The organism is Clostridium sp. CTA-17 (assembly GCF_054767895.1).
The window spans coordinates 159,787-178,649 of sequence record NZ_BAAABF010000004.1; the positions used below are offsets into that span (position 1 = coordinate 159,787).

At 26.6% G+C, this 18,863-nt stretch carries 17 protein-coding genes; 3 read left to right on the top strand and 14 right to left on the bottom strand.

Features of this window, described 5'->3' with window-relative positions:
* Positions 1-193: 193 nt before the first annotated feature.
* Positions 194-499 carry a PadR family transcriptional regulator gene (locus ACYUCG_RS08865; protein ID WP_460268460.1) on the top strand — a complete coding sequence of 102 codons (306 nt, stop codon included), beginning with the start codon at positions 194-196 and terminating at the stop codon, positions 497-499.
* Positions 500-545: 46 nt separating this feature from the next.
* Here ACYUCG_RS08865 and ACYUCG_RS08870 read toward each other — a convergent pair whose 3' ends face one another.
* Together ACYUCG_RS08870 and ACYUCG_RS08875 are read right to left on the bottom strand one after the other, a co-directional pair.
* A complete protein-coding gene (locus ACYUCG_RS08870; protein WP_142710471.1) occupies positions 546-1,283 on the bottom strand; it encodes an amino acid ABC transporter ATP-binding protein in 738 nt (245 codons plus the stop codon).
* Positions 1,284-1,301: 18 nt separating this feature from the next.
* Complete coding sequence (locus ACYUCG_RS08875) at positions 1,302-2,810, bottom strand: ABC transporter permease subunit (protein ID WP_240298700.1); 1,509 nt, start codon at positions 2,808-2,810, stop codon at positions 1,302-1,304.
* 172 nt (positions 2,811-2,982) lie between these two features.
* Between ACYUCG_RS08875 and ACYUCG_RS08880 the strand changes: the two genes are divergently transcribed.
* Positions 2,983-3,762: an EFR1 family ferrodoxin gene (locus ACYUCG_RS08880; RefSeq protein WP_283678176.1), complete on the top strand. Its 780-nt coding sequence runs from the start codon at positions 2,983-2,985 to the stop codon at positions 3,760-3,762.
* Positions 3,763-3,894: 132 nt separating this feature from the next.
* Here ACYUCG_RS08880 and ACYUCG_RS08885 read toward each other — a convergent pair whose 3' ends face one another.
* The 8 genes from ACYUCG_RS08885 to ACYUCG_RS08920 form a co-directional block, all read right to left on the bottom strand.
* Positions 3,895-4,311, bottom strand: coding sequence for a DUF86 domain-containing protein (locus ACYUCG_RS08885; protein ID WP_060794701.1), 417 nt, complete (start codon positions 4,309-4,311; stop codon positions 3,895-3,897).
* Positions 4,312-4,832: 521 nt separating this feature from the next.
* Positions 4,833-5,654 carry a hypothetical protein gene (locus ACYUCG_RS08890; RefSeq protein WP_208337519.1) on the bottom strand — a complete coding sequence of 274 codons (822 nt, stop codon included), beginning with the start codon at positions 5,652-5,654 and terminating at the stop codon, positions 4,833-4,835.
* A gap of 18 nt (positions 5,655-5,672) precedes the next feature.
* A complete protein-coding gene (locus ACYUCG_RS08895) occupies positions 5,673-6,932 on the bottom strand; it encodes a hypothetical protein (RefSeq protein ID WP_460268461.1) in 1,260 nt (419 codons plus the stop codon).
* A gap of 115 nt (positions 6,933-7,047) precedes the next feature.
* On the bottom strand, positions 7,048-8,496 hold the full coding sequence (locus ACYUCG_RS08900) for a sensor histidine kinase (RefSeq protein WP_208337520.1): 1,449 nt from the start codon (positions 8,494-8,496) through the stop codon (positions 7,048-7,050).
* Positions 8,486-9,184, bottom strand: a complete 699-nt coding sequence (locus ACYUCG_RS08905) for a response regulator transcription factor (RefSeq protein WP_025647521.1) — start codon at positions 9,182-9,184, stop codon at positions 8,486-8,488. Before ACYUCG_RS08905 ends, ACYUCG_RS08900 begins: the two co-directional genes overlap by 11 nt.
* Before the next feature lie 201 nt (positions 9,185-9,385).
* Positions 9,386-9,781 (bottom strand): hypothetical protein, encoded by a 396-nt coding sequence (locus ACYUCG_RS08910; protein WP_003482062.1) that lies wholly within the window; start codon positions 9,779-9,781, stop codon positions 9,386-9,388.
* A 132-nt stretch (positions 9,782-9,913) separates the two neighbouring features.
* Positions 9,914-10,204 carry a DUF503 domain-containing protein gene (locus tag ACYUCG_RS08915; RefSeq protein ID WP_208337521.1) on the bottom strand — a complete coding sequence of 97 codons (291 nt, stop codon included), beginning with the start codon at positions 10,202-10,204 and terminating at the stop codon, positions 9,914-9,916.
* A gap of 11 nt (positions 10,205-10,215) precedes the next feature.
* Positions 10,216-11,973, bottom strand: coding sequence for an SUV3 family DEAD/DEAH box RNA helicase (locus tag ACYUCG_RS08920; protein ID WP_003451399.1), 1,758 nt, complete (start codon positions 11,971-11,973; stop codon positions 10,216-10,218).
* Between the two features lie 261 nt (positions 11,974-12,234).
* On the opposite strand from ACYUCG_RS08920, the gene ACYUCG_RS08925 reads away from it, so the two are divergent.
* Positions 12,235-13,095, top strand: coding sequence for a 50S ribosomal protein L11 methyltransferase (locus ACYUCG_RS08925; RefSeq protein WP_208337523.1), 861 nt, complete (start codon positions 12,235-12,237; stop codon positions 13,093-13,095).
* A 404-nt stretch (positions 13,096-13,499) separates the two neighbouring features.
* Here the strand turns inward: ACYUCG_RS08925 and ACYUCG_RS08930 are convergent, their stop codons facing one another.
* The 4 genes from ACYUCG_RS08930 to ACYUCG_RS08945 all read right to left on the bottom strand — a co-directional run bounded on the left by ACYUCG_RS08930 (position 13,500) and on the right by ACYUCG_RS08945 (position 18,856).
* A complete protein-coding gene (locus tag ACYUCG_RS08930) occupies positions 13,500-14,015 on the bottom strand; it encodes a Gx transporter family protein (RefSeq protein WP_003482066.1) in 516 nt (171 codons plus the stop codon).
* A 17-nt stretch (positions 14,016-14,032) separates the two neighbouring features.
* On the bottom strand, positions 14,033-14,407 hold the full coding sequence (locus ACYUCG_RS08935; protein WP_003463119.1) for a NusG domain II-containing protein: 375 nt from the start codon (positions 14,405-14,407) through the stop codon (positions 14,033-14,035).
* Positions 14,408-15,439: an FAD:protein FMN transferase gene (locus ACYUCG_RS08940; protein ID WP_415318995.1), complete on the bottom strand. Its 1,032-nt coding sequence runs from the start codon at positions 15,437-15,439 to the stop codon at positions 14,408-14,410.
* A gap of 171 nt (positions 15,440-15,610) precedes the next feature.
* Positions 15,611-18,856, bottom strand: a complete 3,246-nt coding sequence (locus tag ACYUCG_RS08945; protein WP_460268462.1) for a hemoblobin-interacting domain-containing protein — start codon at positions 18,854-18,856, stop codon at positions 15,611-15,613.
* Positions 18,857-18,863: the final 7 nt, after the last annotated feature.

Sequence of the window (18,863 nt, forward strand, 5' to 3'; positions counted from 1 at the left end):
ACTCCTTATAGTTAACTTTATATAATCTAATTAAACTACAAGACCATTTTACATTAAATTTTAAGCATAATACCATATATTAATCTTTTGATTTGAAAGAATTAAGGAGTATAATATAATAGAAAGCATTAACAGCAATCTATTTTCGATATCGTATTTATATATATATTTATTTGTTATAGGAGATGACCCCATGCAAGAAAAAGTTTTAAGAAAATTATTTTTAGGTTTTATACATATCCATATATTACACCATGCAAAAGTTGAACCTTTTTTCGGATCAAAAATGATTGAAGAACTTAGGGAACATGGATATTCTATGAGTCCAGGAACTTTATATCCAATACTTCATAATATGGAGAGAGATGGTTTACTATTAAGAAAAGATAGATTAATATATGGTAAAATAAGAAAATATTATAGTATTACATCAGAAGGTAATGAGATATTAGAAGAAGCTAAAAGTAAAGCATTTGAATTATTTAAAGAAATAAAATAAAAAACTATAGTGGTATAGAAAATTAACCTATACCACTATAGTTTTTTTAATTAACTATAAATCTTTCAAGAAACTGTTTTGTCCTTTTATTTTTAGGATTTTTAAAAATTTCCTCTGGAGTACCTTCTTCTAAAACTATTCCTCCATCCATAAATATAACTCTATCTGCCACATCCCTTGCAAAACTCATTTCATGGGTAACTATTATCATTGTTTTATGTTCCTTAGCTAAATCTTTTATAACAGCTAATACTTCTGCTACTAATTCTGGATCTAATGCCGATGTAGGTTCATCAAAAAGGGTAACATTGGGATTTACAGCCATAGCTCTTGCTATACTAACTCTTTGTTTTTGTCCTCCTGACAAGGTATTTGGATAATTATCTTTTTTATCAACCATACCTACCTTCTTTAAATTTTCTAAAGCAATTTCTTCTGCCTTTTTCTTATCCATTTTTTCTACTACAATCAATGCTTCCGTAACATTTTGTAGAACTGTTTTGTTGTTGAATAAATTATAATGCTGAAATACCATTGCTGATTGTTTTCTTAAATCATTAATTTCTTTTTTACTTATTTTTTCAGCATTTACTTTCACATCACCAACTTGGATTTCTCCCTTATCTGGTGATTCTAAATAATTTAAACATCTTAGGAAAGTTGACTTACCTGACCCTGAAGGTCCTATTATAACAACTACCTCACCCTGTTTAACTTCTATGTTAACATCTTTTAAAACTTCTAAATTTTTATAGCTCTTTTTAAGATTTTTAACCTTTATCATGACTTCTCTCCTCCCATATTAATAAACTGAAAGTTTTTTCTCTAAAATCTTTTGTAGGTAATTAAAGAAGCCTATGATTATCCAGTACATAATTGCAACTACCACATAACTTTCAAAGAATTTATAACTAGCTGCTGCCTCCATTTGAGCCTTAGCTAATAATTCCACAACTCCTAAAGTAAATGCTAATGAAGATCCTTTTACTGTATCTACAAATATATTACCTAAAGGAGGTATTGCTATTCTAAATGCTTGTGGTAAAACTACTCTTTTTAAAGCTTGAGCCCTTGTCATACCTAATGATAAACATGCTTCCATTTGCCCTTTATCTATAGCATCTATTGATGATCTTAATATTTCTGCTATGTAAGCTGATGCATTAAGTCCTAAACCTATTAATGCCGCAGTAAATGCACTCATATTTTGAAGTGAAGGTATTACCTGTGGCACACCAAAATAAAGTAAAAATAATTGTACTAAAAGAGGTGTTCCTCTAAAGAATGATATGTAAACCTCAGCTATTTGCTTTAGTACAGGAATTTTATAAACTCTTATCATAGCAAGAGCTATACCAACTATTAATCCTAATATCATACCAAATACTGATAAAGATATAGTTACATTAATAGCCTTTAATAACATAGGTATTAAATCTAATGAGTACATAAAATCAAAACCTATACTATTATTTTTATTATTATCTATAATATTATTACTATTTTCTTGGTTATTAGGAACACTTACATTCATTCCTAACCATTTTTCAGAAATAGCTTTAAGAGTTCCATCTTTCTTCATTTCATCTAAGGCTTTATTAACATTTTCTGATATATCTTTGCCTTTTTCATCCTTAACAAATGGATAGGCATTTTCTATTTTATCTATTGGTTCTCCAGCCAATTGTAAATTTAAATCTTTTTCTTTTATGGCAGCTATAGCTGACACCCTATCTATTACTACAGCATCTATTCTTCCAAGTAAAAGCTCATTGAAAGCAGCATCTGTATTTTGATAAGTTAATATTTTTATCTCATTATTTTTATCTTTATCCTTAACTATTTGCTCATAGTTACTTCCAAGGTCAACTCCAACTTTTTTGCCCTTTAAATCTTCAAAAGATTTAATGGAATCATTGCCTTTTTTAACTATTATTTGAGCCCCACTATATACATATGGCTCTGAGAAATAATACTTTTCTTCTCTTTCTGGAGTTACAGTTATTTGGTTAGCTATTGTATTAACCTTTCCACTTTCAAGCATTCCAAATAATCCACTGAAAGAAGCTGTTTTAAACTCAACATCATACCCTAATCTCTTTCCTATTTCATTCCATACATCAACTTCAAACCCCTTAAGTTCTCCACCCTCTAGAAAAGTAAATGGATAATATGTTCCTGAAGTTGCTACTGTTATTTTTTCTTTATTAGTGCTATTTTTTTGAATGTTATTGCTATTAGTGCTACAACCAACTAATACCATCATTAAAATACTTATTGTTAGAAATAATAACATTAATTTTTTCTTCATTAGATTAACCTCTTTCCATTTTAATATAGTTCCAATTATATTAATTCCCATCAAAATTGTCAACTTTGATTTTTATTTCGTATTAATTATATTTAGCCTTTATATAGAAATTATGTATTTTTAATATTAAAATGAATATAATGAATTATTTTTTAATAAGGATGGGTATTATATGAAGAAAAATTTAATATTTTATTTTTCAACCTCAGGTAATTCACTTTACACGGCTAAGGAAATAGCTAAACATCTAAGGGATGCAGAAATAATCTCCATAGTAGATGCTTTCTATAAAAAAGAGTTTAAATATGAAGCAGAAACTATAGGCTTTGTATATCCTATTTATGCTGGAGGCCTTCCTCCTATGGTAAGTGAATTTATCTCTAAATTGCAATTAAATAAAGATTCATATATTTTTGCAGCTGAATGTACTGGTGGCGGAAAAGGCATAACCTTCTCCATGATAAATGAATTACTTTATCCTAAGAACTTAAGTTTATCTAATGGCGAAAAGTTTTTACTGAACTCAAATTATATAAGAATGGGTAGAAATCCTAAGGTGGGAGAAGATGCAAAAAAAGTAATTGATTCAAACAAGTTTAAAATAGAAAATTTTACTCTCTCAATACTAAATAAAGAATCTAAAAATTTAAAGGAAAAACATACTAGAATTAATTTACTTTTATATAAACTTTGGAAAGATGGTTTTAAAAATAAAGATAAGAATTTTAACACCAATGAATTTTGTACTGCTTGTGGAATTTGTGCTAAAATCTGCCCAAATAAAAATATAGAAATTATAGATGAACGCCCTAAATGGAAAGGAAATTGTTGTGATTGTATGGGATGTATAAATAACTGTCCTCATAAGTGTATAAATATAGGAAATAAAACTAAAAAGAAGAATAGATATAAAAATCCATATATATTAACCTCTGAGCTTCTTAGAAAGTAACAAATAAATCTCTTAAGCTCATATTGATTTCTAGATAAGGCTAAGAAAATTTCTTAATAAAGAATAAAAACTATAAAAAATTAAGTTAATTCTAACTCTGTCTAGAAATCAATATTTATTTTAAATATAATTTTATTTTAAATTATCTAGAGATTTTTTTATATTTTTCAACTTTATTATTATCTTTTTTAACTCATTAAATATGAATTCATCTTCTATAGAAGCATACATAAAGGTAAGTTTATCCTTTAAATTCACAAGCTCCATATATTCTTCAAATTCAAAATCTCTTATTATATTTTTTTCACTAAGAACTTTAAAAGTTTTCTCTATATTCTCTGGCATATCCCATCCATTAGAAATAACAGCATAGTTTGATAAATCTAAAACAGCTTCAATAGAACTTCTTATTAAGTACTTTGTACTATCCACATTTTTAAAATCTTTTAAAAACTCCTCTTCTCCTAGTCTATTTAATATTTCTAACTTTTTAATATTTTCACAAATAAACTTTAAATCTTGATTTATTCTATTTTTATCTACTGACATGTATTTCACCTACTCATTTGTATTTATTAAATATATTATATATCATAAACCTAAAATTTATTTTATAAATAATTAATATTGAAACTTTCATCGCAAAAATTTTTATTAATCTATATTTATTTTGTCCACTAATTTAAGTGAATATTAATTTTAGAATAACTTTAAAATCAAAAAGGGATAAGTTGGTAAACAAACAACTTATCCCTTCTCTTAAATAAAAATACCTAATAATTTAAACAAACTCATGTAAATTAAATTACCTAATACCTTTATTTAAGATAAAACTCTAAGATTACTATAAGCCATCAAAGAGCTTTTTATTAGAATATTTAATCTTAGTTCAGTAAAAGTAATTATCTCTTCTGATTAAGATTTATATTCTAAAATTTTAGTTACGCCACTTCCGTAAGAAAATTAATTCTTACCTTGCCATACACTAAAATTTTTAAAATGTAACTTTCGGTAGAAATTTTTAAGTTATCTCCTCCACGTTACATTATTATATTGTCCTTTTTATTAATTTATATACATAAATCTTTTAATTTTATTTCTTCTTTTACTTTCTTTTTCTTTAAATCTACACTATAGATTTTACTTGGATACTGACTGCCCCACTCTTCAGTTCCAGTTAAATAAATCTTATTATCTACAATTCCTATAATACTTTGAACATGTTGATTTTTTGAAAGATTCACACTCTCCCAAATTTCTTCATTAAAATCATACCATCTTAGTTCCTTATATCTACTATGCTCCTCTGAAAACCACTTTATTTTTCCTGGATCTCTCCTAATAAAAAAGAAAATTTTATCTTTAACTATCTTGCTATAACTATATTCTCCATAAGTTTTTTTAGCCATATCATCCTTATTAAATTTGTCTAAATCAACTTTAAACTCTTTATTATATGCTAAATCAAAAAACTGCCCTTTTCCATTTCCTAAATCCTCATATTTATAGCCATTAACATATTCCCTTTCATCTATATCCTCTTTTGTACTTTCATCTCTTATACTTTCATCTTTTAAATTATTACACTTTATTTTTTTAACTTCATCCTTTTCAAATACTATTTCATACTTATCCACAACTTTATCATCATCATTTCTTTTTTGTAGGTATAATTTTTCATCATTAATAACTAATTCACAAGGAAAATATTCCTCATCTTCTGCTTTAAAATTCAATTCATTTTTAGTCTTACATTCACTAGTAAATTCTTTTATGGTTTCAGAATTTACAAATTTACTAATAGTATTTTCTCTAAAAAACATAATTAGAGTAATTAATGTTATTAGTACTAAACTAAATAAAACTCCACCTAAAACCTTTCTTTTTTTCATAAAATCCCCTCACAAATTTTACTGGCTTAATTCTAAAACTTTTATATTTGATATTTTTATACTTCCCTTTTCTTTTTCTCCTATAATTAAATATTTCCCATCATTACTCCATAAAATCTGTGGTGTTGGATCAATATAATCCTCTCCATACTCCTTTATAAGATCAGCTTTATTATATTCATAATCATAAACTTTTCCTTCAGCTATGGTTTTGTTATTCCCTATCTTTAAAGCCTTAACCTCCATGTTCCCTCCATTTTGAGAAAGATAAAAAATCTTATCTCCTGAAGGAGCTACTTTCTGAGATAAAAAGAATCTTTCTACGTCTAGATTAGATTTATATAATTCTGTGGTGACTTTATTTCTTAAATCTATCATTTTAACTTTTTCTCCCTCACTACTTCCACAATGAAATAAAATTTTTTCATCATTTAAAAAAGCTAAGTCGTAGTAAGCTTCCCCTCCATCTTCTAATAAATCAACTTCATCTTTTAAAACTTTTTCTTTTAAATCTAAAGAATATATTTTACTTGAAAATTGTTCACCCTTCATACTATTTCCTAAGATAAAAACTTTATTATCTACTACACCTATTAAAGTTCCATCTAAATAAACTTCTTTAGGTACTTCAATACTATCCCAAAGTTCATTGTTAAAGTCATACCATCTTATTTCTTTATAATCTCCATCTTTATCCCAAATTCCTTCCCCCAAATCAAATCTTCTATTTATAAAAAAAATCAAATAATCTTCTAAAACATAATATTCTTCTGATTCTTTTAAGGTCTCTTCTGCAAAATTATTTTTATTAAACTTCTCTATATTAACTATCTCCTCTTTTCCATAATCTTTACTAAAAACCTTCCACTTACTATTTCCTAAATCTTCAAACTCACAGTTATCTAGTATAAATTCAATATCTCTAAGATTTGGAGCTTCTTTTAGCTTTTCAACTTCAACCCGCTTAGAATTATTTCCTTCAAAAATAATTTCCTCTGTTTTTAAAAGCTTTCCATCCCTATTTCTGCTTTCTAAATAAAGTTTTTCATCCCTAACTAATAAGCTTTCATAGTCATATAGTCCTTCTTCTAATTTAAAATCATGCTCTTTAATAACCTTTATTTTATTATTTTCAGAATCCTCAGCAGCATTATTAGATAGTATATATAAATCTCCTCCATACTTATTAGTATCTTTATAACTTATAAAGGAACTTATTAAAAGTCCTATAGTAATAACCCCAGCTAAAACCCAAATTAAAATTTTACCCCTTTTCATAAATACTCCTTTCAAAATCTTCTATAAAATTACTATTTGCTTTTATTTTACACAGGAGTTTTTTCTAAAAAATTAAATCTTATTGCCAAAATATTTCCAAAATTAAATATATAAATTATTTAAAAATAATACTAACCTTTACCTTCCCGTTAGAATAGCTAAAGGAAATATCTCCTCCATATTTTTTTACTAGCTCTGAGCATATATAAAGTCCTAAACCATTTCCCCCTAACTCTCTAGATTTTTTAGTATTCTCTCTATAAAATGGCTCAAATATTTTTTCTACCCCCTCACTACTAATCTCATCACTAAAATTCTCTATCTCTATATGTTTTTCTTCCTTATCTTTAAATAGACTAATATTTATTTCACTACCCTTTATTGAATACTTTATGGCATTATCTAAAAGATTTATAATAACTCTCCTTATTTCGTCTTCTCTACACATAAACTCAATATCTTCTAAATTATTAGAAATACATATCCCTTGTTTATCTCCCTTAACTTTAAAATCTTCACATAAATCCTCTATTAATGTTTTTAGGTTTACATTTTCTATTTCTCCACTTTCTATATCACTTTTGTTTTTTGAAATTTCAATCAAACTTACTATAAGTTCATGCATTCTTTTGCTTTCCTTGTTTATTCTATCTAAAGCAAATTTTCTAAAATCATTATCATTAAAATCTTCTTCACTCATAATTTGAGCATATCCTGAAATATTAGTTAATGGAGTTTTTAACTCGTGAGTAATATTGTTAAAAAACTCTGTTCTAGTTTTTTCTAATGTTAAAACCTTTTCCTTTTCTTCATTTATTTTTTCAATTTGTTCCTCAATTTTATTTGCCATTTTATTTACTCCACAGGCTAAATCTCCTATTTCATCCTTTGAATTAACTTTTAAGTTTATTTTAAAGTCACCATCACCAATTCTTTTAAAAGAATTTTTTATATAATTTAAAGGATTTATTATTCTCTCAAAAAGAAAATATGTGAAAATTAATATAAGTAAAAATGTTATTGAAACAATGAATTTTATATTGCTCATTAAATCTCTTAACTCTAAATATTCCTTTGAATAATCCTTGCTTAAAAGTATATTTCCTAAAAAACTCTCATCAACATAAACTGGAAAAGCTAAGTATGCTTTAACAGCATTTTCATCTCTATAAATGTTTAATGCAGCCTTATTCTTATTTGCTTCTTTTAAAACATCATAGCCCCCATCCTTTTCGTAATCAAAGGAAAAATCATCTAAATAATAACTATATTCCTTTTCTAAAGCTTCATTAAAAACATCAATTTGGCACTTTCCTTGTTCACTAATATCATTTGATATTTTAGGAATATATCTATTAAAATTTCCCTTGTTTCCTTCCAAATTGTTTACTTGAAAATATAACCTTAAAATACTGTAGCTACTTTTATATAAAGAATCCATTTCATTTTTAATTTTATTTTCATGATAATTAATAAAAGCTTTACCTAAAAAACAGTTTAAAATTATAAAGGCAATTAGAAATATTATTAAAAATCCTCCTGAGAATTTATGTTTAACTTTCATGTTTTTCACCTTTAAACATATATCCTAATCCAAAAATAGTTTCTATTATTTCTTCATTATTAAGCTTTTGTCTTAGTCTTCTTACATGAACATCAACAGTTCTAAAATCTCCAAAATACTCATCTCCCCATACCCCATCTAATATCTGATCTCTAGATAATGCTATATTAGGATTATCTAAAAAATATAGTAATAGTTCTATTTCTTTTGGCTTCAATCTTATCTCTTCTTCATTTAAATAAACCTTTCTTGACTGCCTTTTTATTTTAATAGGGCCAATTATGAATTCATCTTTAACTGTACTTTTATTGCTTTCCTTTAAAAATTTCTCTTTTCTTCTTAATGCAACCTTTACTCTTGCTACACATTCTCTTATATCAAAGGGTTTAGTTATATAATCATCTGCTCCTAACTCTAGTCCTAGAACCTTGTCCACAATATCATCTCTAGCTGTAAGCATTATAATATTTGCATTTAATTTATTTAACTCTCTACAAACATCAAATCCACTAATATCAGGTAACATCAAATCTAAAATCACTAAACTAGGATTAAATTCTTTAAAGATATCTATACCTTGTCTTCCTTTATCAACACATCTAACTTTAAATCCCTCTTTCATAAAGGAGTATCTTAAAATATTTTGTATATCTGGTTCATCCTCAATTATTAAAATCTTTTCTTCCATATCTTTCTCCTCTACCCACATAGTTAAATTAATTTTACTATATTTTTCAAATTTAATTGTTATCAACTCTTTACCAAAATAAAAAAAAGGCGTGTATCAAATAAATTTTAAAAACTTACAAAGCATTATCTTTATATTATTTGTAAGTTTTTTATTAGCTTTTGATACAAGCCTCTTTTATTAAATTTAATTTTAATCCTTTTATTGATATATTACTCCATCAATATTAGATAATATATCATCAATTTGATAATCATTTATATTTATATCTATATTTCTACATCTTAATTTTGCTATTAATTCATTTTTTTCATCTTCAAATATTGATGATTGCTGAATACTAGATATAAGGTCTTCTAGCTTATATAAAATACATAAACCTTCATATGCTCCTAAAGCTGTACATATATTCTCTGTTGATTTCCACTCTGTCATATCATATTCTGAATAATCTACTTTATCACAATAAGAAGTGATTTTTTCTTGATAATATCTGTTTATGTATGCCTGTGCCATATCACTTTCTTCAAAGCCTACTACACTTCCGTCAGGCATAACTAAAATATAGTTATTTTCTGGTGCTTCGTATGGATTCATACTAATCGCCTCCTACTCTTGTTTATTTTATTTTAGTTTCCCCTCACCTAAAAGCCTTATACTTATATAGTTTTGGAATATACTTTTCCATTTTCAGCATATATTATAAGTTTGAAATTTATTTTCTTAACTTTATTTAAATATATAATTATCACTTTCTATGTTTATAATTTCTGCATCTGTATTTTCTTCTACAAAATCTATTAAATTCTCTAAGGTTGAATCAACTTGCTTTTGATCTCCACAAACTGCTGAAATTCCTATAACTATAATCTGATGAATATCTTGCTCATGAACTTCTCCTACAGAAATATTAAATTTATTTTTTAATCTTTGAACTATACTCTTAACCACCATTCTTTTTTCTTTTAAAGAATGTACCCAAGATGCTCTTAAAGTTATTTTTAAATTTAAAACTCTCATAAAATCACCTATTAAATTCTCATAAGAATATTGTTTATTTCTTCACTTACAGTAAGTCTTTCATTTTCAATCCACTCTAAGTCAAAGTTTAAATTAAATCTCTTGCTAAAAGAATAATACATATTTACCATTTGATAATAAGTTTCTAAGTCATATAAAGTTCCTGAGTAACATTGAGGTTTAAATAGTTCTTCTTGATCATTTATAAATAGCTGATCAACAAAATTTAAAAATTGATTCATTAAGTCATCTTTAGATATATCAAAAGGAATTTTTAAAAGCTCCCATTGAATTTCTTCAAGAAGTTTATATGATTTTAATCTTTCTAATATTATTAAATATTCACTTATATCCATTTTTCTGTAGTATGGAACTTCACATTTCTTTGTACTCCATAAAGCTAATTTTTCATTTAAAGGAAGATTATCAATTTCTAATATTGCATCTGAAGGTCCTAAAACTGCTCTTTTTATACTAATATCCTCTTCCTCTAATCTCTCTTCGATAAATTCCTTATTATCTCTATAGGTAGCTACATATCCAGTATCATATATGCCTTTTCTTCCTGCTCTTCCTGCAATTTGTTTAACCTCCTGAGAAGTTAACTCTCTCATTTGTTCTCCATCAAATTTGCTTATTGATAAGAAAATAATTCTCTTTATAGGAAGATTAACTCCCATTCCAATGGCATCAGTTGTTATTAAAATTTTATTTTTTCCAGTTATAAATTCTTCATACTGCTTTTTTCTAACCTCTGGTGGTAAATCTCCATAGATTATGGAGCATTTAATTCCCATCTGTGAATATTGCTCAGCCATTTGAAGAACTTTTTTCTTTGAAAATAAAACTAAGGCATCTCCTTCTTGAACATTTTTAGGATGAAAACTTTCATCTTCTACAATAAGTGGAATATCTCTATGATATTCTATAATCTCATAGTCATCTCCACAATCTTCTATAATTTCTTTTAATATATTCTTAGCATTAAAGGCTCCACATATATGTATTTCAGTACAATATAAACCAAGTAAAGCTCTAGTCCAAGCATACCCTCTTTGTGAATCATCTATCATTTGAATTTCATCTATAACTGCCACATCATATCTTTCATGTATATTAGCTTTTTCTATGGTACAGGATACATGTGTTGCATCTTCAAATAATATTTCTTCTTCTCCAGTAAGAAGATTACATTTAACACCCTCATTATTTAATCTTTCAAAGTTTTCTAAGGCTAAAATTCTAAGAGGAGATAAATATACACCTTTTCTAACCTCTTTAAGTCTCTGCATAGCAGTATAGGTTTTTCCAGTGTTTGTTTCTCCTAAATGCAGATAGAACTTTCTTTTAAGTCTTCTTGTATGAAGATATTCATCCTTTGGATTTGCTGGAAACTTCTCATCAAACTCCTTAGATATTAACTCTGGAATATGATGTTTTACAAGAAGAGTCATAATTCCTGAATTAAGAAATACATTGTAATTGTTTCTTAAGACTTCATAAAAATCAAAATTAGTATCATTTTTCTTATTATAATTTTCTAGAATTCTCTTTCCTACCTCTTCTAATAATTCTTCATATCTATCATAAAGAGATTCATATCCTTTTAACCCTTGATCTTTCATCTCTTTTAATTGCAATATTTTTTTTCTTAAGGTTGATTCATGTTCAAAAAGTGCTCCTGCTTTTGAATGTCTTACTATGTTTTCTATTTGATTTATTTGACCTGATAATTTTTTATACTCCCTTTGAGCCGCATTTTTTTTCATTAAAATTCCTCCAAGTTAAAATTCTATAATGATTTAACCTATATATTTTCATTGTAATCTTTTTCTATAAATATCTCAAACGGTTAAAATTTTTCTCTCCCTTTTCTTATTTTCTTCAAAATATATTTTAATATTAGTCCCTTTATAAAAGTAAATATTTATTTTATTGAAAGCTTATCTTAAATAAAACTCCTCACTAATTTTAATATGCTATAATCTTCTTATACATAATTAAAACTTAATATAAGGAGATACATATATATGTTTATAATTACTTATAAAATGCCAAAGGAACTTGTTGATGAACAAATAGAATTACTTCAAATCAATGATATATTTAATGTTTATTATGAGTCTCCACTAGACATAACAACAGATATGTTTGGATATGGCTATAAAGAAAAGGAAAATGTTATTGTTGATTTAAAAGTAGCCTTTGATGGTAATCTAGAAGACTTTGAAAAATTTAAATCTCAAGTTTCTTCATTACTTAAAGAAAGTCCTTCTTCAATAGATGAAGTAAAAAATGAATTTGAAGAATTTTATATTGATCCAATTCATTTAAATGATCAATGGGTTTTATGTGCTCCAACTGATAACTTTGAAAATAAAAAAGAAATTTTCTTTACTCCTCAAGGTGCCTTTGGAACTGGATTACATGAAACTACTCAAGATATATTAAAATTCATAGTTGAAGAAGATTTTGAAGGAAAATCTCTTCTTGATTTAGGAACAGGTTCTGGAATACTTTCTATAGCTGCTGGAGTAAAAGGTGCTTCAAAAATAGTAGCAGTAGATATAAGAGATGTAGAAGATGAAGTTCTTTTAAATGCTTCTTTAAATGAACTAGAAAATATAGAAGTAGTAGTTGGAAATGTTCTTCATGAAGATTATAAATTAGATGAAAAATTTGATTGGATATTTATAAATATTGGAGGAGAAGAAACTGCAATGTTTATGGATTTTATTGAAGAACACATAGAAAAGACTGGAAAACTTCTAGTTTCAGGCTTAGTTGAGTGGAGCTTTGATTGGGTTAAAGAAAAAGTTGAGAATAAAGGCTTTAAATTAAATAAAAAATTCCAAACAAATGAATGGTGTACTGCAATATTCTCAAAATAAAATAACTAGCTTTAAAGAGATTAGATAATCTTTTCTTTTACAGAAAATTATCTACTATCTTACTTTATATTTAGCGTGTATCCAAATAACTTTTAATAAAGCTTACAAACAATATGAAGAGAATATCTGGATGAGTTTTAGAATTTAAATTATTATGGAGAAGATATTACGTTAAAAAACTGAGACTGTTTAGTATCTTAGGAATACAATCTCACAAAGTTCGATTGCATAAGTTCAAAAATCCAAATTGAAAATTTGGACTTTCACTTAAGTTTCGAAGTTTTAGTAATGTCTTCGGAGTAATAATTATAAATTCTTAACGAAATCTAGTAATTCTCGGAATATGTTTGTAAGCTTTATATATTTTGATACAGCTCCTTTACTAAAAATATGTACTAAGAAAACTACAAACTATTTGATATTAATCTATTTATAACTTTATTAGTTATCATATATTTGCTTAACATTCCTGTAAATACTCCTGTTATTACTCCACTTAAAATTAAAACTGGTAAATAATATAATACACTTGTTGTTTGAAAAAGAATCATAGCTATAATAATTTGTCCTATATTATGAGCTATTGCTCCACCTACACTAACAAACCATATTCCCTCTTTCCCAACTATTTTCATTAAAAGGATCATAACTAATAAGCACATTAAGCCACCAGATAAACTATATAATAAACTTACTACTTGTCCAGAAAACATACTTCCTAAAAGTATTCTTATAATAAGAACTGTTGAAGCTTCTCTAATTCCATATAAATATAATACTATCAAGGTTATTATGTTAGCCAATCCAAGCTTAACCCCAGGTATTGGTACCAAAGGAGGAATGTGAAGCTCTATCATAAATATAGTTAAAGCAATGGTGGTTAATATTGATAATCTAACTATTTTATTAATATTATTCATAAATATCCATCTTTCCTTTAATAAGTTTTTGTATCCACTTCATTTTCTTCTCCTCCTTCAATTTTTATTATTAAATTATTCGGAAGACAAGCTATTGGTAAAAGAGAATCATGTATTTCTCCGGTTTCCATACAAACTTTATCATGACAAGTAGCCTCAATTACCTTTACTCCTGTTTTACTAACTTGAAGAATATTATAATGCTCTTCATCCCCTATTTTAATTTCATAACTCTTCTCTACTTCACTTAAATCAATAGATTTTATAAGTTGTCCATCTTTATATATCTTAGCTACTGGATTTTTAACCTTTTTATTATGTATAAAAAAACATAACAAAGTAGATAACAATAAAATCGTAAAAATTATTACCACTTGAACTTTTTTATTCATTTACATCCCCCTAAATCCTTTGTTATCCAAGTTGCTTGTTTCTATGAAGTCCATATTATCTTTTATAAATAATGCCTCTACCCCATCTAATCCTTCAATAAGTTTCTTAGCTTTTTCTGCCCCTAAAATATAAGTAGCTGTTGATAAGGCATCTGCATCTATTCCATTTTTAGTGATTATTGTTGAACTTATAAGTCCCTTTTCAGCTGGATAAGCAGTGCTAGGATCTAATATATGATGATATCTAACTCCATCTTTTATAAAATATCTTTCATAATTTCCTGATGTCACCACAACTTCATCATTAATTTTTACAGAAGCTGAAATCTCATTCTCTTCCTTAGGATTTCTTATACCTATGCTCCAATTTTCATTATTTATCTTGTTTCCTAAGGCAACCACATTTCCCCCTAAATTAAGTAATGCTGAATTTATTCCTTCTTCCCTTAAAACTTTTCTCATTTCATCTCCAGCATATCCTTTTCCAATGGCTCCTAAATCTAATTTTATATTTTCATTTAAAAATCTTATTTCCTTAGTTTGAGAATTTAATTCTATATTCTTATAATTTTTTAAATCTTTATACTTATCAATTAAAGTTTTTTCAGGTATATTAGCATGTTCTGTTCCTATTCCCCAAGAATCAATTACATGTCCTATAGTTGGATCTAAAGCTCCATCAGTTAAATTAGCATAATATATAGATTTTTCTATGACATAATATAAATCATCTGATAACTTAACATTTTTATGAAAAGCTTCAGAATTTACCTTGCTAAGCTCACTATTCTCTATATTTACTGACATCATATTCTCAATGTCCTTTGCTCTATTAAAAGCTTTTTCTAAGGCTTCCTTAGCATTATCTCCATATGCTACTCCACTAACTACAGTACCTAAAATCTTTTCTGTTTTTTCATAGGAATTAACTTCTTTATTATTGTTTTCCACTTTTTTTGAATTATCACAAGATATTAATCCCATAGAAAGTATAGAAACTAATAAAATAATAATTGCTCTCTTTTTCAACATATATTTTGACTCCAATAAATATCTCTTAAAATTTAAATACACATTTAGATTAAAAGATGACTTTGATTAAGCAAAATCATCTTTTAAATCTAATTAAGTAAACTTATCTTTAAATAAGTTTATTTTTCTTCACAACTATAACTATTTTTCATTAAACTTCCAAAAATATTTCTATTTAACTAAGCTTATCTTTCCATATTTTATTATAAATGTACATTCTTTATATCCTTTTGATTTGATTTTTATGATGTTTTCATCTTTATTGAAATTGCCAATTCCTATGGCTATAGTACTATCGCTCTCTAATATATTGTAACGCCCTGCACTATCTCCCCAAATTAAAGGTTTTTTCTCATATTCAACATCATTTACATAAACACTCTCTACATTTTTAAGCCACTCATCTGCCCCTAAAAACTTAAGATCGTATTTATCACCAAAAAAGCTTTTAGTTATTGTTGGAATATTACCAGAGAAATCTTTCTCAGCAGACTGTTTATTTTCTTCAACTTCTTTATTTTCTTTTTCTGCTTCTTGCTTCTCTGCTTCTTTCTTAGAATCCTCTTCTTTAACTTCCACTTTTTCTTCTACTTTCTTGGCTTCTTCTTTATTTCCGTCCTTATTTTCTACTTTTCCATTCTCTTTTCCTTTAACATCTTCTTTATTTTCATCTTTGTTTATTGAGGATTCTTTGTTTTCTCCCTTTTGAGATTCTTCTTTTTCTTTTATTTCTTCTTTACTCTCTCCCTTTTTATTTTCCTCATTTTTAATTGCTTCTTTATTTGTATCTTCACTTTCAACTTTCTTTTCATCCTGAACTAAAGTTATTTTTCCATCCTTAATAATAAATGCATATTCCTTATATCCCTTTGATTTAATCTTAATAAGGTTCTCACCTTCATTATTGAAGCTTTCATATCCTATGGCTAAAGTTTTATCAGATTCATATATAGCATAACGTTCTTTTGATTCCCACCATGAAAGCCCTGATTTATATGAAACTCCATTTACTGAAATATCTGTTATATTATTTAACCATTCTTCTGAATTTAAGAATTTAATATTATATTTCTTTATAAGTATTGATTCTTTGCTTATGCTTATATTATTAGTAAAATCTATCTCTTTTTCTACTTCTGATTTTTCTTTAATATTAGCACTTTCTTTTTCTTCTTTATCTAATACTATTTGTCCATCCTTAGATATTATAAAAGTAAAATCATTATAACCCTTAGCTTTAACTTTTATTATATTATCTTCATTTTGTTTAAAGCCTTCATATCCTATTCCTATATTATTATCACTTTTATATACAGCATAACGGTCTTTTGAATCTCCCCATACAAGACCTGATTTATATTCAACTCCATTTACAGAAACACCTGTTATATTATTTATCCATTCTCCTGAATTTAAGAATTTAATATCATATTTCTTCATAAATGTTGATTTGCTATCAATTTTTACACTTATTTTAGGTAATTCTTTTTTCTCTTCTATAATCTCAGTTTTTTCATTACTTTTTTCATCACCTTTTGCAATGTTAAATTCCAATTCCTTTTTGCCATAATATTTTGAGTCTATTTCTAACTTATAATTTTTATCTTCTTTAAATAAGCCTGATTTAAGTGTTAATTTATTCTCTGAAATTTCATAGTATGTATTGTCAGAACTTCCCCCTTGTTCTTTAGTTAGTAGGAGTTGTCCATCTAACTTTATACTATTGATATTTTTAATAAAGTCTTCACTTAAACCTGTAACTACTACATCTTCCCCTGTTTTATATTCTTTTTCTAATTTTAGGTTTATATCATCTAAGATTTTTTCAAGTTTTGTCTCAATAACCTTGTCCTTATAACCAGTAGCTGAAATTGAAATCTTTATTTTATCCCCTTTTACAACTTTACTATTTATTATTAATTGATTGTCCTTTATAGAGTATAAACTCTTATCTAATTCTTTTATGCCCCCATTTATTGTTATGGATTTTATATTTTTTAAATAACTTTCATCACTACTTTCAAGAATTAAATCTTTATCCATAACTGCACTCTTAATCTCTAAGCTTGGAGTTTCTAAACCAAGCACAGTTCTAAAGTTTTGAGCATCACCCAAAAGATTATCCTCTAAAACTTCTTTTACGTTATATGGTCTATTCTTATATTCCTTACTATTTTCATTCTTTATGTATTCATCATAAGTTAGATAATCACCTTTTAAAGCTGCATCCTTCACGGCATTTAGATAATCTCTAAAATCATTTATGTGAGTTCCATCTTCATTCATTACTGCATCCCAAGAAATAGTATTTAACTCAAATCTTTTAGCTATTCCCTCTGATTCCTCTGTTCCAAGACCTAATTCATTTAATATTAAAGCATTTGCAAGTAAATCATGGTTATAAATTAAATTTGTTTGCATTATAATACTTGCACCTGATGTTTCCTCAGAGCCAGAATTATCTGCTCCCTTACTTGAGCCAACACTTGCACTACTTAGGGTATCTACAGATGAAGGCTTAATTTCTTTATGTGTTATCTTTGAAGTTACAGGTTTTATTTTAATATTATCCTTATAATTATTCTTCTCTGATGCCATAACTTCATTTTTAATTACTTTAAAATCCTTCTCTGCTTTTTTAAAGCCATCAGCATATATTTCTAAAGTGTACTTACCTGGCTCTAAAAGATTTCCTTCTTCAGTATCTACATTTTTAGCATAAACTGTAAGATAATCTGAAATAACATGATAATCCTTAAACTTAACTAGCTCTTTTCTAACATTGTTATGTGTTAAAAATACTCTATTAACTGGATTTAAAATAGCATAATTAAAGTTATCAAGCTTAAATCTTACATCTTCCCCAGTTCTAGGATTCATAGGATAAGATACTAAAACCTTAATAGGCTCAGCTTGTACTATATTAACAGAAATTGCAGCCCAATCTTTTCCTTCTGAATATATCTTTATACTATGTAATTTATTATTATCTAAAGCCTTTTGATTTCCCTTAATAATAATTTTATTTCCGCTCTTTTCAAATTCTAAGTTTCGCTCTAAACTTGGATTCTTTGTTGCATCCTCAAGAGTTACTTTATTTATTTTTTCAAACCAATCTTTTTGTTCATCAGTTTTTAATTCACATTGAATATTTATTGGTGAATTCACCTCAGCTTCATCCACCCTAAACATAGGAATGTAACTAGCTTTTTCTTCCTCATTATTTAAATTAAATGTGGTTTTTGCAGTGCTAATTCTAAGATTTCCATGCTTATCATAATTTCTTTGATGATAATCCCAAACAGGCATATTAGTAAAAGTTAGTATTTTACTTGGTGCCGCACTAGCTGTTTTTGAAATTGAGCATGCTGATATTGCTATAATAGCTGTTAATATACTTAGTTTTTTCTTATTCATTACCTTC

What these genes read in the sequence shown, in the direction of transcription:
- ACYUCG_RS08865 (WP_460268460.1), top strand. Translation starts at nt 194, where the DNA reads ATGCAAGAAAAAGTTTTAAGAAAATTATTTTTAGGTTTTATACATATC.
- ACYUCG_RS08870 (WP_142710471.1), bottom strand. Translation starts at nt 1,283, where the DNA reads ATGATAAAGGTTAAAAATCTTAAAAAGAGCTATAAAAATTTAGAAGTT.
- ACYUCG_RS08875 (WP_240298700.1), bottom strand. Translation starts at nt 2,810, where the DNA reads ATGAAGAAAAAATTAATGTTATTATTTCTAACAATAAGTATTTTAATG.
- ACYUCG_RS08880 (WP_283678176.1), top strand. Translation starts at nt 2,983, where the DNA reads ATGAAGAAAAATTTAATATTTTATTTTTCAACCTCAGGTAATTCACTT.
- ACYUCG_RS08885 (WP_060794701.1), bottom strand. Translation starts at nt 4,311, where the DNA reads ATGTCAGTAGATAAAAATAGAATAAATCAAGATTTAAAGTTTATTTGT.
- ACYUCG_RS08890 (WP_208337519.1), bottom strand. Translation starts at nt 5,654, where the DNA reads ATGAAAAAAAGAAAGGTTTTAGGTGGAGTTTTATTTAGTTTAGTACTA.
- ACYUCG_RS08895 (WP_460268461.1), bottom strand. Translation starts at nt 6,932, where the DNA reads ATGAAAAGGGGTAAAATTTTAATTTGGGTTTTAGCTGGGGTTATTACT.
- ACYUCG_RS08900 (WP_208337520.1), bottom strand. Translation starts at nt 8,496, where the DNA reads ATGAAAGTTAAACATAAATTCTCAGGAGGATTTTTAATAATATTTCTA.
- ACYUCG_RS08905 (WP_025647521.1), bottom strand. Translation starts at nt 9,184, where the DNA reads ATGGAAGAAAAGATTTTAATAATTGAGGATGAACCAGATATACAAAAT.
- ACYUCG_RS08910 (WP_003482062.1), bottom strand. Translation starts at nt 9,781, where the DNA reads ATGAATCCATACGAAGCACCAGAAAATAACTATATTTTAGTTATGCCT.
- ACYUCG_RS08915 (WP_208337521.1), bottom strand. Translation starts at nt 10,204, where the DNA reads ATGAGAGTTTTAAATTTAAAAATAACTTTAAGAGCATCTTGGGTACAT.
- ACYUCG_RS08920 (WP_003451399.1), bottom strand. Translation starts at nt 11,973, where the DNA reads ATGAAAAAAAATGCGGCTCAAAGGGAGTATAAAAAATTATCAGGTCAA.
- ACYUCG_RS08925 (WP_208337523.1), top strand. Translation starts at nt 12,235, where the DNA reads ATGTTTATAATTACTTATAAAATGCCAAAGGAACTTGTTGATGAACAA.
- ACYUCG_RS08930 (WP_003482066.1), bottom strand. Translation starts at nt 14,015, where the DNA reads ATGAATAATATTAATAAAATAGTTAGATTATCAATATTAACCACCATT.
- ACYUCG_RS08935 (WP_003463119.1), bottom strand. Translation starts at nt 14,407, where the DNA reads ATGAATAAAAAAGTTCAAGTGGTAATAATTTTTACGATTTTATTGTTA.
- ACYUCG_RS08940 (WP_415318995.1), bottom strand. Translation starts at nt 15,439, where the DNA reads ATGTTGAAAAAGAGAGCAATTATTATTTTATTAGTTTCTATACTTTCT.
- ACYUCG_RS08945 (WP_460268462.1), bottom strand. Translation starts at nt 18,856, where the DNA reads ATGAATAAGAAAAAACTAAGTATATTAACAGCTATTATAGCAATATCA.